The sequence below is a fragment of the Sporosarcina sp. NCCP-2716 genome (assembly GCF_023707985.1).
Taxonomy (GTDB): Bacteria; Bacillota; Bacilli; order Bacillales_A; family Planococcaceae; genus Sporosarcina.
The window spans coordinates 320,267-334,814 of the sequence record NZ_BRCF01000002.1; the positions used below are offsets into that span (position 1 = coordinate 320,267).

The 14,548-nt window shown below is 56.0% G+C and carries 11 protein-coding genes; 4 read left to right on the forward strand and 7 right to left on the reverse strand.

Annotation, left to right across the window (positions count from 1 at the left end; translation table 11 throughout):
• Positions 1-81: 81 nt before the first annotated feature.
• From arcC to fdrA, 4 genes are all read right to left on the reverse strand, one after another.
• Positions 82-1,020: a carbamate kinase gene (gene arcC / locus NFU03_RS05375; protein WP_251636755.1), complete on the reverse strand. Its 939-nt coding sequence runs from the start codon at positions 1,018-1,020 to the stop codon at positions 82-84.
• Complete coding sequence (locus tag NFU03_RS05380) at positions 1,005-1,907, reverse strand: oxamate carbamoyltransferase subunit AllH family protein (RefSeq protein ID WP_251636757.1); 903 nt, start codon at positions 1,905-1,907, stop codon at positions 1,005-1,007. Before NFU03_RS05380 ends, arcC begins: the two co-directional genes overlap by 16 nt.
• Positions 1,908-1,936: 29 nt before the next feature.
• Positions 1,937-3,199 carry a YlbE family protein gene (locus NFU03_RS05385; RefSeq protein WP_251636759.1) on the reverse strand — a complete coding sequence of 421 codons (1,263 nt, stop codon included), beginning with the start codon at positions 3,197-3,199 and terminating at the stop codon, positions 1,937-1,939.
• Positions 3,200-3,302: 103 nt separating this feature from the next.
• Positions 3,303-5,051 carry an acyl-CoA synthetase FdrA gene (gene fdrA / locus NFU03_RS05390; protein WP_251636760.1) on the reverse strand — a complete coding sequence of 583 codons (1,749 nt, stop codon included), beginning with the start codon at positions 5,049-5,051 and terminating at the stop codon, positions 3,303-3,305.
• 296 nt (positions 5,052-5,347) lie between these two features.
• Between fdrA and NFU03_RS05395 the strand changes: the two genes are divergently transcribed.
• Both NFU03_RS05395 and allD read left to right on the forward strand, forming a co-directional pair.
• Positions 5,348-6,223 (forward strand): alpha/beta hydrolase, encoded by an 876-nt coding sequence (locus tag NFU03_RS05395; RefSeq protein WP_251636761.1) that lies wholly within the window; start codon positions 5,348-5,350, stop codon positions 6,221-6,223.
• 36 nt (positions 6,224-6,259) lie between these two features.
• Positions 6,260-7,309: an ureidoglycolate dehydrogenase gene (gene allD / locus NFU03_RS05400; RefSeq protein WP_251636762.1), complete on the forward strand. Its 1,050-nt coding sequence runs from the start codon at positions 6,260-6,262 to the stop codon at positions 7,307-7,309.
• An 82-nt stretch (positions 7,310-7,391) separates the two neighbouring features.
• Here the strand turns inward: allD and NFU03_RS05405 are convergent, their stop codons facing one another.
• The 3 genes from NFU03_RS05405 to NFU03_RS05415 all read right to left on the reverse strand — a co-directional run bounded on the left by NFU03_RS05405 (position 7,392) and on the right by NFU03_RS05415 (position 11,346).
• A complete protein-coding gene (locus tag NFU03_RS05405; protein WP_251636764.1) occupies positions 7,392-8,624 on the reverse strand; it encodes a Zn-dependent hydrolase in 1,233 nt (410 codons plus the stop codon).
• A gap of 54 nt (positions 8,625-8,678) precedes the next feature.
• A complete protein-coding gene (locus tag NFU03_RS05410; protein WP_251636765.1) occupies positions 8,679-9,911 on the reverse strand; it encodes a CynX/NimT family MFS transporter in 1,233 nt (410 codons plus the stop codon).
• Between the two features lie 181 nt (positions 9,912-10,092).
• A complete protein-coding gene (locus tag NFU03_RS05415) occupies positions 10,093-11,346 on the reverse strand; it encodes a dicarboxylate/amino acid:cation symporter (protein ID WP_251636766.1) in 1,254 nt (417 codons plus the stop codon).
• A 248-nt stretch (positions 11,347-11,594) separates the two neighbouring features.
• On the opposite strand from NFU03_RS05415, the gene NFU03_RS05420 reads away from it, so the two are divergent.
• Together NFU03_RS05420 and NFU03_RS05425 are read left to right on the forward strand one after the other, a co-directional pair.
• Positions 11,595-12,035: a hypothetical protein gene (locus NFU03_RS05420; RefSeq protein WP_251636768.1), complete on the forward strand. Its 441-nt coding sequence runs from the start codon at positions 11,595-11,597 to the stop codon at positions 12,033-12,035.
• 1 nt (position 12,036) lies between these two features.
• Entirely contained in the window at positions 12,037-14,463 is a 2,427-nt protein-coding gene (locus tag NFU03_RS05425; protein WP_251636770.1) for a molybdopterin-dependent oxidoreductase, read from the forward strand.
• The last annotated feature ends 85 nt before the right edge of the window (positions 14,464-14,548 follow it).

A 14,548-nucleotide genomic window follows, 5' to 3' on the forward strand; every position in this document is an offset into this window, starting at 1 on the left:
TTATGTAAACATGAATTGGAGCAGGAATAGTAAAAGGGTATTGGCCTCGTCTTGCGACGCCGGCCAATACCTCGGATTGCATTATTTTGTAATCTGCGTGCCTGCTTTTCCTTCGACAGCCAAATCTGCCTGTCCGAGTGAACAGATGATCGCACGGCCGCCCATTTCAGCGAACTTCATGGCCGCTTCCATTTTAGGTCCCATGCTGCCTGCAGAGAATTGACCTTCGTCTGCATATTTCTTCGCTTCTTCGAGCTTGATGGATCCGAGTGCTTTCTGATCCGGTTTGCCATAGTTCACGTAAACGTTATCGACGTCCGTCAAGATCATCAGGACGTCCGCTTTCGCTTCTTCCGCCAGACGGAAGGCGCTGCGGTCTTTGTCGATGACTGCTTCGATGCCTGTCAGGCTGCCGTCTTCTTCGCGCACGACAGGAATCCCGCCGCCGCCCGAAGCGATGACGATGACTTCGTTGTCTGTCAGCATCTTAATAGTCTCGGAGCTGAGGATCGACTTCGGATTCGGTGAAGCGACGACACGTCTCCAGCCGCGGCCAGCATCTTCTTTGACGTCCCAGCCTTTTTCCTTGGCGAGTTCTTTCGCTTCTTCTTCCGAGTAGAATACGCCGATAGGCTTGGAAGGGTCTTCGAAAGCAGGGTCGTTGCGGTCCACTTCTGTCTGTGTAAGCATACTGACGACTTGGCGGTCCTGGCCGAGTTTCGTCAGTTCGTTCTTCAGTGTCTGTTCCATCATGTAACCGATGAACCCTTGGGATTCCGCGCTGCACACATCCAGCGGTAGGGCAGGGACGACATCTTTCGCTTCCTCGTTCTGACGGAGGATGTTGCCGACTTGCGGGCCGTTGCCGTGTGTCACGATAACTGTATGCCCGTTCGCTACGATCTTGGAGATGATTTCCGTGCTGATCCGTACATTTTCACGCTGGTTTTCATATGTCGCTTCCTGTTTAGGCTGAAGGATGGCATTTCCCCCAAGTGCGATTACTACTTTTTCTGACATTCCTGTTTCCTCCTTAGCGCTAATAATCCAAGCAACATGCCGAAAACTGTATCGATACCAGAACTGTGTCCCATATCGATCAGTTCCGACAGCAGTGGTTTCAGCATATAAATATCCGTCTTCTCTGTCAATGCGGAAGCCGCCCTGACGACTGTCGAGGTGAAATCCCCGTCCAGTGCGTACAGCAGATACTCCCGTCCGATATCCGTCGTCAGCTGTTCGATCTCCACGAGACTGCGGAGGACACTGCGCATTTCTCCCGACAGGATATCCGCTGCTTTGTCGATCGACAGAAGGCCGACAAGGTGGTCGTCTCCTGACGGGGTGAGTCCCTGTCCCCGTCCTAAAAAGAACCGGAGGACCGCTTCGATGCCGGTTTCGTCAGCTGACTGCACGGCTGCAATCAGTTCCCGTATGCGCTGATCGGTCTTCCCGGCAGGCGGGGCGTCCTCCAGATAGGCAGACAAAAACTCCCCGACTTCGATGCCGAGCCCGGTCGTCATCGGCTGGGCCAGAAGGATGGACGCGAGCATCGTCAAGTTGTCCCTCAATACATCCGCCGGAACCGGTCGTCCGGTGAGCGGCCATTGAAAGGGAGTTGACTCTGCAAGCGTTACTGCCCATCCTGTGCTGCCGAAAATGAGTTTCCGGGATTCAGGCTTCCAAGTGACCCGGTCGTCCTGATCGATCGTTTGCAAAAGTCCATACAAGTCACCGCCGGAGAGATGGACACCGAAGGGCAGCTGGCCGTTCTTCGCAGTTCCTATGAAGAACAGCCAGTCCCCCATCCGGATATTGGCTCCGTTCTGGAAGACGCTGTGCACAGTGCCCTCCGTATGCGCAGAAAGCAGCAGAGGAATGCGCTGTTCGTATCCCTCTGCCTGCAAAACGGATCCTGTTCCTGACGGCCGGTTCATCAGATCAAGCCAAGCTTCACGGCATAGGCTTCCAATGCTTTTTCGAAACACTCTTTCGGTGCACGGACAGTTCCTGCGCCCACTTGTCCCAATCCTGCTTTTTTGTTGGCGATTCCTGTGTTGATGACCGGTTCGATGCCTGTTTCGACGACTTTACGGGCGTCGATGCCGAGGCATGCCCCTTGGAAGTCCCATGTAGGGATCGTGAAGTTGCTGTTATGGGAAATACAGATTTCCGCCATCTCATTGCTTGTTGCCAGTGCGTCGTCGAAGCCGCCCGCACCTACAAAACGGGTAACACCTGGTGCTGCGATCATTGCCATACCGCCGACACCGAATGTTTCCGTGATTGCGCTGTCACCGATGTCCGGGTTAGCGTCTTCTTGAGAGAAGCCGGTGAAGAACAGACCTTGCGGCGTGTTGACAGGTGCAGTGAACCACTCGTCGCCCATTCCGCTGATGCGGATCCCGAAGTCTTTACCGTTCCGGCACATTGCTGTTACGACAGTACCGTCCTGAATCTGACGCGCAGCATCCATGACCGCTTTACTAGTCGCCATCATGACGTTCAGGAAGAACTGGTCCGTATCCGCAAGGAACTGGATGACGTCCTTGCGTTCTTTTTCGTCCATATCCAACTGGACGATGTACGGACTGATCTCTTTCAGGAAAATGAGGGACGCCGCGATGTTACGCTGGTGGAACTCATCGCCCATCGTGATCGCTTTAGCGATCATGACGTTCAGGTTCAAGCCGTCTTCCGTCAATTTCAATGCGTTGGCGATTGTTGGTCCGAGGACGTTCTGCATCCATTTCAGACGGTCGATGACTTCTTGGGAGTTCGCACCGAAACGCAGTACTTTCCCGATTCCTTCGTTCATGATGCAGTATGCTTCGTTGCCGTCTGTGCGGTTTTCTACGACAAATACCGGCATGTTGGCAGACGTGATCCCGCCCATCGGCCCGACAGCATTCACATGGTGGCAGGGGATGAATGTCACTTCTCCGCCAGCGAGCTGCTTTTCAGCTTCTTCCGGAGAAGATGCCCAGCCTTCGTAAAGGGATGCACCGATACAAGAACCTTGCATCGGGCCTGTCATGTCTTCCCACTTGATAGGAGGACCTGCATGCAGCAGGACTTTGCCATCGTTCAGTTCTTTGATCTTGTCTTTTGCAGGGACAACGTCCACCAGGAATGGTGCCGATCCCGTGATTTTGTCGATGACTGCTTTGTTCGCTTCATCCATTGACTTGTAATTCATAACCGTTCCACCTCATTCATCGTATTTACAGATGTCTCCATCTGCATGGAGAAGGTCCAGTCCGGAAAACGGAACCGGACCTCACATTCACTTGACGCGGGCATTACTTCAGCAAGCTGAGGATTTTCGCCATGCGGGCATTCCCGCCGGCAACCGGACGCCAGTCGTACTGGACGAACTGTGTTCCTGTGTCTTCCAATGCTTCCGTGAAGCCTTTCAAGCCGACGTTGATGACACGCGGGCGTTCCGATACGAGAGATGCAATGTCGTCAGATACGGAAAGGTCGAATTTCTTGTCAGACTTTCCGCCTTCCACGTGTTTCTTCTCGTTATCTTCAACGTGCAGGCCGACAATGTTAAGTGCTGTGCGGACGGCTTCGTTGTTTGTTTCTTTGACGATGACACCGGCTTCTTTCAGCTCTTTGACATGGCCGTCGTAGCTTTGCGGATCATTCTTCGTACCGCAGACAGTTGCCACGACATGGAGTGTGCGGCCGTCTTCTTCCGCTGCAGCCACCGCCTTCTTAATGGAAGGGAGCAGTGCGCTTGCCATGTCGTCGTGCGAACCGTAGCCGAGTACGAAGTCGAGCAGGATGACCGCTGTCGATGCATCTGCACCGGCCTGTTCGATGAATTTCGAGCGGGTTTCCGGATCGATCATCGGGTGCGGCTTGCCTTGTGTATATTTATCGTCACCGAGGTCGACGATTTCGTGACCTTCGTGTTTCAGGACGTACCCTTCTTCGTTCTTGATATGTGTGCCGAGGCCGAGAGCGTCCGAAATGAGGACTGCCGCTTCTGATGCGAGCGTACCGCCTGAATAGAGACCTTTCAGTGTCTTCTGGCCGTCTTTCAAGTTCGTGTTCTCCACTGTGAAGTCACCTGAGTTGTAATCCGGCTTCACTTCGTTGCCGCGTGCCAGGTCCACTGCGATATGGGCAGTTTCAGCAAGCGTATACGCCTGGTAGACGTTGCCGACGTATTCAGTCGGTTTTTCACCGAGGAATACGGCTACAACCGGCTTCGAGAGGCTCTGGAGCAATTCCATCACTTCGTTCCGCACATGCTCTGCAGGCGGCTTCGAGATGATCGTGATGATTTCCGTCTGGCTGTGGTTCTCGAGCGCACGGATGCTGTCCATCATCGTGATCGCACCGATCGGATCCTTCAGGTCGCGTCCGCCTGTACCGATGGCGTGGCTGACCCCTTCACCCAGATGGTCGATGATCGTCGATACTTCCTGGATCCCTGTACCGGATGCACCGACAAGACCGATGCGCCCTTTGCTGACGACGTTCGCGAACGCGAATGGCACGCCGTCCAGAATTCCTGTTCCGCAGTCCGGCCCCATGACGAGCAGACCTTTTTCGTGCGCTTTCTTTTTCAGGCGGAGTTCGTCTTCGACTGATACGTTATCACTGAACATGAACACATGAAGACCGCGGTCCAATGCCTTGTCCGCTTCGTCTGCTGCATATTGTCCAGGTACGGAGATCATCGCAACGTTTGCATTCGGCAGTGCGTCGACTGCTTTGTCCCATGTACGGACAGTTTCGAATCCTTGTTTCTTGTTGCTGATCGACTGGTCCTTCAAGTACTGATCGACTTTTTCGAGCACTTTGTCCACCATGCCAGCGTCGTCCGTATCCATGACAATCGCCATGTCGTTCGATTCCGCTGCTTCCAGCTCATCAGTGTGGAGACCGGCATCCTTGAAGATGTCTTTGTTCGCTGGTGTAGCCATCATGATCTGCACTTTGTTGAGACCTTCCATCGTCGATACCGAGTTCGTCAGCAGCATCAGGTTGATGGAGTCTTGGTACGAGTTCTTCTTGATAATCGTATGAAGCACAAAAATCACCCCTAAAGTAAATTTTTAAAATCAGCGCACCTACGTTAGAATGTGATTCCCTAAAAACCAATCACAAAACTGTACGACAGCTGGTTTTATTATATCCATAACCATTGTACTGTAACGCGTATTGCAGACGAATAAAATCCGGGAGCCGAACATTACAAAAACGTAAAAGATTGAATGGATTGCTGTATTCCTGCCGGTTCGTGTCGTAACATGGAGAGGAACTTACCGAAGAAGCAATGTAAAATGCACGTTAATTTGAAAGAACGAGTTGGAAAAGAGGATGCAGTATGGCTGGAACATTTGTATACCGCGAAGCGGATGGATGCAGCATCGGAGCGGCCCTCCATCCGGCTTCGGCTCCGAAGGCTCCGCTGCTCGTGTATATCCACGGCGGCGGTCTGATCTGGGGGACGAAAGAAGACATGAACAAGCAGCAGATCGCCCGCTATAACGAAGCGGGTTTCAATGTGCTGTCCGTTGACTACCGGCTTGCGCCAGAGACGAAACTGCCGGGTATCCGGGAAGACATCGGGGAGTTGTTCAAATGGGTGAAAGGGGAAGCGGCCGCGCAGTTCGACTATGACACGGAACGCGTGGCTGCAGTCGGCGGCTCGGCAGGCGGGTATTTGGCTCTGCTCGCGGGCACGTTCGCCGTCAGACCGGATGCAATCGTGTCCTTCTATGGATACGGACAAGTGACCGGTGACTGGTACCGCAAGCCGAGCCCTCACTTTACGGGTATGCCGGCTGTTCCGAAACTGCTCGCTGATCAGCTCGTGAAACCATCTGCGATCGCCGCCGCGCCGATCCAGCAGCGATATGCGATCTACCTATATTGCCGCCAGTCCGGTACGTGGCTGGACTGGGTCGCAGGTGAGGAACTCGCTGGGGATGCAGCGGAACTCGGCAGCTATGCCCCTGTGCAGCTGGCCGATGCACAGTACCCCGCCACCCTCCTCATCCACGGGGATGCAGATGAAGATGTGCCGTATAGTGAATCACTTGCCATGAAAGAAAAGCTGGACGCGCTCGGTGTGTACAATGAGCTGCTGACCATCCCGCGAGGACAGCACAACTTTGACGCGGATATGGACGACCCGGATTCTGTCCGTGCTGTCGAGAGAACGATTCAATTCCTGAAACAACGCTTTGCCATGAAGTGAACGATCCGGCAGCTGATGCCAGAAGGAGTGTAGACAATGATAGTGATGTATGAAGAATTGAAAGAACTGATGGCCCGTAAACTGGAGAAAGCCGGGCTCCAGCCGTCACACGCCGAAATCGTCGCGGACGTGCTGGCGCATGCCGACGCACGCGGCATCCACTCGCACGGCGCAATGCGGACGGAGTATTACGCGGAACGCATCGCGAAAGGCGGTATCACGGTGGATCCGGACTTCAAATTCACGAAAACGACGCCGGGGACCGCGGTGCTCGATGCGGATAACGGTGCGGGACATGTGGCGGCGAAAGAAGCGATGGAGCATGCGATCGGCATGGCACGCGAAAACGGGACAGCCGTTGTCGGTATCCGCCGTATGAGCCACAGCGGTGCGATGTCGTATTTCGTCCAGCAGGCAGCGGAAGCCGGGATGATCGGCATCTCGCTCTGTCAATCAGATCCGATGGTCGTCCCGTTCGGCGGAGCGGAGCCCTATTTCGGTACGAATCCGCTTGCTTTCGCAGCTCCAGGCAAAGGGGATGACAAAATCATCTTCGACATGGCGACGAGCGTCCAGGCTTGGGGAAAGATCCTGCATGCGCGCTCGAAAGGCGAATCGATCCCCGACACATGGGCGGTCGACGCAGACGGCGTGCCGACGACCGATCCGTTCAAAGTGACCGGCCTGCTGCCGATCGCCGGTCCGAAAGGCTACGGCCTCATGATGATGGTCGATATCCTGTCAGGCGTCCTGCTCGGCCTGCCGTTCGGCAAGCACGTGTCGTCCATGTATCATGACCTGACAGCCGGCCGTGAACTCGGGCAGCTGCATATCGTCATCGACCCGGGCGCCTTCACTAGTGCTGACCTGTTCCGACAAAATATATCCGGGATGATGAAGGAATTGAACGAAGTCAAACCGGCTCCCGGGTTCGACCAAGTGCTCTACCCGGGGCAGAACACGACGCTGCAGGAACAGGAATCGATGAAAAACGGCATCGAGATCGTCGATGATATCCTTGCCTATCTCCGCAGCGATACCGTCCACAACAACCAGTATGATCATAAAGATCCGTTCGCAAAGTGAGTTCATACAGAATATAACGAAACCGGTCAGCATACGTGCGCTGACCGGTTTTTTCATGGGATCCTATTGAGTTCGCCGGTCTTCAGCAGACAACCGCCTGTTTCAGCAGCAGGTCGCGCAGCACTTCGGCGCCTGTCAACAGCTGTTCCATGGACGTATATTCTGCCGGGTTGTGGCTCAGACCGTCTTTCGACGGGACGAAGATCATGCAAGCCGGACAGAAGCGAGCCATGTTCATCGTGTCGTGTCCGGCGCCGCTCGCCATTTCCAGCCACGTAATTCCACGTTCCTCACAGACGGCTTTCAATTCCTCGACGAGATCCTCATCCATCTGTACAGGCTCCTCGCTGGAGATTTCATCCATCCAGATGTCCAGTCCGCGTGCTTCTGCAATCCGGCTGACCGCCTGCTCGAGGGCAGTGACAACCCGCTGCCGGGATTCCGTGTCGGTTCCTCGGATATCGACGTCAAGCTCCGCAGCACTCGGCACGACGTTCATGGCGCCGGGCTGTATTGAGAACACACCGACCGTACCGACCGTACCATATTCCAGTTCAGCCAAGGCGGCCTGTTCGACGGCCAGCGCGATTTCCGCACCGCCGAGCAGGGCGTCATGGCGGTAGTCCATCGGCGTCGTGCCGGAGTGATCCGCCGTGCCGCCAACGTGGACGTGATACCGTGCCGGAGCCGCGATGGCCGATACGACTCCTACCGCCGTCCCCTGCTTTTCGAGGACGGGGCCCTGTTCAATGTGGAGCTCGACGAACGCTTTGAATTCGTCCTGGAACCGCATCGCCAAGTGGACTTCCTCCAAGTTCAGGCCATTGTCTTCGAATGCCTGCATGAGCGTCACGCCGTTCTTGTCGGTCAGCGAGCGGGTATATGCCGGGTCGAGCCGGCCGGACATCGCTTTGCTGCCGAGGGTCGACGCGCCGAAGCGGGCGGATTCCTCGCAGGCGAAGATGATGACTTCGATCGGATGACGGGTCTCGATCCCTTCCTCCTGAAGCGAACGCATGACTTCGAGGGCGGCAAGGACACCCGCCGTCCCGTCGAATTCCCCTGCTGCGTAGACAGAGTCGATGTGGGAACCGGTGGCGACGACGGGCAGTTCGTCCTGCTTTCCGTCACGCCGGGCGATCACATTGCCCGCATAGTCGGTCCGTACAGTCATGCCGATCTGTTCGAACTGCCGGATCATATGCTGACGGGCTCTGCGCTCCGTTTCCGTATAGGCGAGCCGGTTGATGCCTTCCCCTTTGTCTGTGAATGCACCGAGTTCTTTAAATGACTGACGCAGCCGATCGAGCTTCATGGCGATTCCCCTTCCCTGTCCTGTTAGTATGGATTCATTGGCAAACGTTCATTTTCAGGCTTCATCGGTGAACGGCTCGCTGACGTATTTGTCGCGTCCGGCCCCGATGCCGGCGATTGTCATCACGACACAGACGAAGACGAGGACAGCGAGCGGCACAGTCCAGCTGCCGGTCATGTCGTAGATCAGGCCAATCGCCAAAGGACCGGTCGCTGCCAGCAGATAGCCGACTGATTGGGCCATGCCCGACAGCTGCCCAGCTTGGCGGCCGTCTCTCGACCGCATGCCTAGAAGTGCGAGGGACAGACTGATGGTGGCCCCTGACGCCAGTCCGATCAGCATGCTGGACCCGACCAGGAAGGCGGAAGAGCCTCCGATTAGCAGGCCTGCATAGCCGAGAGCATACATGAGTCCCGCCGCCCCGGCAATCCCAGACTGGTTGCGGAACTTCTCCGCAAGCAGCGGTGCGACGAATGTCGACGGGATGCTGACCATCTGTGCAACCGACAGCGTCCAGCCGGCAGCGGACGGGGAGAACCCGGCGTCGATCAGGATCTGGGGCAGCCACGAGACCAGCGTGTAGAACCCGAACGACTGCAGTCCCATGAACAGCGTCACCTGCCAGGCGAGCAGCGAACCGAACAACCCTTTCCGTTTGGCAGCGACGAACACTTTCATCTCGTCTTCAGGCGCCGGCTGCTCTTTCTCCATGACGATGATCCAAAGTACCGCACCACCGGCCGACAGCAGCACCCATGAGCTGAGGGAGAGTTCCCATCCGAGACCGGCACCGGTCGCAAGCGGGATCGACACACCCGATGCAGCCGCTGCAAATACACACATCGCCGTCGAATAGATGCTCGTCATCCGTCCGACTTTGCGAGGGAATTTCTCTTTCAGGAACGCCGGGAGAAGCACGTTCATCAGCGCGATGCCGACCCCAATCAGCGCTGTACCGATGAACAGCAGCGGCATATAGGGCACCGAGCGCAGGATGATGCCGGCTGTCAGGAAGAACAGCCCCGACAGGATCATCCTCATGTTGCCGTATTTATTGCCGAAGCGGGCAGCGACAGTGGACATCGCTGCGAATGCGATGAGCGGCAGGCTCGTGATCATTCCGGCGCTCCAGTTGGACAGTCCGAGTTCGTCGCGGATCGTTCCGAGCAGCGGTCCGACCGACGTGATCGCCGGCCGTAAGTTGAAACCGATAACAATGATGGCAATGAGCAAAAGCGTCCGTTCTGCCGAAGATGGACGTTCTGTCTTTGTCGTGCTTGTATTCATAAGAACTGTCCTCCTCACCTTTTGTCTCAGTTGCTGAGCAGCCGTCTGACTGCACGTTCAACAGGATATGACTCTGTTCAATTTTCTGCCATAGATTGAGTGAAGTCAAGGACAGCAGCAAAAAAAGCGGCCGCGGGAATGCGTATTGCACACCCTGCTGCCGCTCTTTTTCCGTACGAGGTCACGTGCGGATGTTTCCTTGTCCTTCCTCCGCAAATGCCCTCTTCTTTTCCTCTGATTTTCCGATCAATGACGTGCCGACGAGGTCCCCTGTCACGTTAAGCGCGGTGGCTCCCATCCCTACCAGCGCATCGATGGACGTCAGCAGCGCAACCGCTTCGATCGGCAGGCCGAGCTGGACGAAGACAGTCGCGATCATGACGATTCCCGCTCCCGGCACACCAGCTGTACCGATGGACGCGAGCGTGCCGATCAGCACGACCATCATCATATCGGTCAGTGACAGCGGGGTGCCGGCGATATTCGCTGCGAATACGGCCGACACGGCAATCCGGATCGCCGCCCCGTCCATATTGACCGTGGCACCGAGCGGCAGGCTGAACCCGTACAGGCTGCGCGGAATGCCCATGTCACGGGCCGCTTTCAGCGACAGCGGCAGCGTCCCGGCACTGCTCTGTGTGACGAACGCAGTAGCGATCGGCGTCCTCGTATGCTTGAAGAAGTTCAGAGGGTTGACTTTGAACAGCAACATGGCCACGGTGTACAGGATGATTTGCGCAATCAGGGCGACGTAGAACACGCCGATCATGCCGCCGAGCTCCACTAATGTATGGATTCCCTGGCTGCCGACCGTTTTCGCCATGATTGCAAACACGCCGATCGGGACATACTGGAGAATCGCTTTCAGGATGAGGAGCGATGCTTCATTCAGCGCTGTGACCGATTTCAGCAGGTGTTCACCAAGCCCTTCCGTCTTCTCCGAACTGCGCAAAGCGGAAATTGCGATGCCGAACGCAAGCGCCGTGAAGATGATACCAAGCAGGTTCATCTCCGTGAAAGCGGTCACGATGTTCGACGGAACGATATTCAGGAGCACGTTCACGATGCCGGGGTTGTCCGGCACGTCGAACGACTCATTGCCGCCGAGCTGCATCCCCTGCCCCGGCTGGAAAAGCGAAGCGACCGCGAGACCGACCGTGATGGCGACAGCGGAACTGAGCGTGTAGTAGAGAAAGACCTTGCCTCCCATCCGGCCCAGATTGCTGATGGTCGTCTGGTTCACACCGACGATGAGGGTGAACAGGATGAGCGGGATGATGAGGAAGGTGAGCAGCCGGATGAGAAGATCGCCGAAAGGTGCCAGCACCTTTGCCTGTTCACCGAGAAGCAGACCCGCTGGAATCCCGAGGATCAGGGCGATCGTAATTTTTAAGATCAATGATGCGGATGCATACCGTTTCCAGATCGCTTTCATTTATCAGCATCCCCTTTTTCAGTTATCGAATAATCCCTATAAGCTTAGTAGGAAATATATTATCTTACAATAGTACAGTGCACTATCTCTGTCAATTCCCTTGCTCTCTTTCCTCTATTCTTCCCCTCGCCCGTACAAATACACCCTTTCCATTCTATTTTCCAAAGAATTGTTAGAATAGTTGTTTATCTGATTTTAGGAGTGGTACTACTAATACTAATTGACTTTTTTCAAAAGGAGGATTTCCATTGTCCAATCAAGTGGATAACTTATTCCGCGACTCGGAGTCTGCGAACGCACAGGCGATCGAACTGATCGGCACGTATGATCATCCATTGCTCGTATTGCTGAAGCAGACGCTGACAGACCAGCAGTCCGCACTCCGCACCCTCGTCTCGGAAACGGAAGGACAGGATCACCCGCCCATTGCCTCGTTCAAGAATGCCTGCACCCATGTCTATCATGCAAACGAGGTCTCCATGCCGTTCTACGAATCATGGGAGCGTGCTGTCACGTGGATGCCCGACCCCTCCCAAGCCATACAGGAGAAGCTCGGACCGCTGATGAAGAGCATGCATGGAAACCTGCAGGAAGCAGCACAACTGCTGGAATCCGCGTACGGCTACATGGCTGTCAAATATGTCATTCCGTCATTTTACTTACCCGCAGTACAAGAAGGAGGCGCATAACATGGCTTGGCAAGAAGAACGGATCGACCAGAATGTCTACAGCCAGGGAGACCCTGACAAATGGGTGTACAGCACGTGCAACATATGCTCGATCGGCTGCGGCTGCTACGTCGCGGTGAAAGACGACCAGATCGTCGGCATCAAAGGAAACGGGGCCCATCCGACGAACCGCGGGAGACTCGGGCCTAAAGGAGAGAACCAATGGCAGGCGAACCAGGCACCCGACCGGCTGACGTCCCCGATGATCCGGAACGCCAGCGGCCAGCTGGAGAAGGCTTCGTGGGAAGAGGCGATGGCACTGATCGCGGAAAAAGCGAGGGAGTCACTCGACAGACTCGGTCCGAACAGCATCAGCTTCTATTCGACCGGACAGGGCTTCCTGGAAGATTACTATACGACAGCGAAGATTGGGCGTGCCGGCCTGCAGACCCATCTGCTCGACGCGAACACCCGTCTCTGTACGGCTACTACCGAGTTCTGCCTGCTGCAGTCATTCGGCGCCGACGGCACACCCGCCTCATTCGACGACGTGGACAAGACCGACGTGCTCATGCTGTTCGGCCATAATCCTGCCGAAACCGGAACCGTCTTCTTCGAGCGTATCATGGACCGGAAACAGCGGACGGGCAAGCCGTATCTGATAGTAGTGGATCCGCGGGAGACGATGACTGCGAGAGAAGCGGACCTTCACATCCCGCTGAAACCGGGTGCCAACCTCCCGCTCATGAACGGCATCGTCAATGCTGTGCTGCAAAACGGCGAACTGGACCGGGAATTCATCGAAAACCATACAGTCGGCTTTGAGAAGATGAAAGAATCGGTCGACGGATGGACGCTCGAGCAGACGGCCGAACTGACAGGCGTGCCGCTCGACAAACTCCGCCAGCTGACGGACGTTCTCGGCTCGACATCGTCACTCGTCACGACGACTCTCCAAGGGGCCTACCAGAGCGGCAATGCGACCACCTCCTGTGTGGCCATCAACAACCTGCACCTGATCCGCGGGCTGATCGGCAAGCCGGGAAGCGGACCGCTGCATATGGCCGGGCAGCCGAGTTCTTCCGCAAACCGGACGGCGGGCGGCGTCGGCACCTATCCGGCCCACCGCAATCCGACGAACCCCGTCCATTTGAAAGAGATGGCGGAGTTGTGGAATGTGGAGGAAGAGCGCCTGCCGGCAGGTCCGGAGAAATCGATCGAGGATATCATTTCACTCATCGAGAAAGGGAAAGTCGGGCTGTTCTGGAACATCGGAACGAATCCGATGGTCTCCCTGCCGAACAGGAAGCGTGCGAGGAAGGCATTGGAAAGTGTATTCGTCATCGTCCAAGATCCGTTCCTGACGGAGACCTCCGCCGTGGCGGACGTCATCCTGCCCGCAGCCCTGTGGGGAGAAAAGGAAGGGACGATGGAAAACGCGGACCGGACCATCAACGTCCTCCGGAAAGCGATCGAGCCGCCTGAAGGCGTGAAGAGCGACTTCGAAATCCTGCTCGACTTTGCAGAACGGATGAAGTTCACGGACAAGGACGGCCAGCCGCTCATCCAGTACTCGACGCCCGAAGCGTGTTTCGAAGAGTTCAAACGTGTCTCGAAAGGCCGGCCGTGTGATATGACCGGCATCACGTATGACCGTCTCGAGAATGAGAACGGCTTGCGCTGGCCTGTGCCGGATGAAAAATCGGAAGGCACGCCGCGGCTTTACTCGGATTTCAAGTTCCACACCAAACCGGACGACGCGCAGACATTCAGCAAAGACCAGCTGACAGGACGGGCGCTGACCAAAGAGGAATACACCGAAATCGGGGCGAACGGCCGGGCGATCCTCCAGCCGACCCGTTATATCCCGCCGTACGAACAGCCGAATGATGAGTACCCGACCTGGCTGACGACTGGCCGTCTCGTCTGGCACTGGCATACGCGGACGAAAACAGCCCGTTCACCGATCCTGCATATGGCCGCCCAGCACGGCTACGTGGAAATCAACGAGCAGGACGCTGAAGAGATGGGCATCGTCGAAGGGGAAGTCGTCCGCATCACATCCCCGCGTGGTGAAATCGAAGTGCCCGCACGCGTAGGGACCGCCGTCCAGCCCGGACTCGTCTTCGTCCCGTTCCATTTCGGCAACTGGGATAAGAAAGAGGCGGCCAACGAACTGACCGTCGATCATGTAGATCCGCTCTCCAAGCAGCCGCTGTTCAAACAGGCAGCCTGCAGAGTCGAAAAAATCCGGACGAACCACCAAGTCGCAGCCGGTGACAGCCTGGAGTCGATTGCCGCCAATTACGGCATCACGGCAGACGAACTGAGAGCGGCCAATCACATCGAGACCCCTTACGAAATCCAGATGGGGACCGCGCTCGAAGTACCGGTTTCAATCATTAACACCCCGATCCAGCCGTATCTGCCGTATCGGAACAACATGTAAACACCGGAAGACCGCGAGCCATGCGGTCTTCTTTTCCATTGTGTCATCCACGGAAAGTTAGGCACTTTTCCATCTGGCTGCGGCT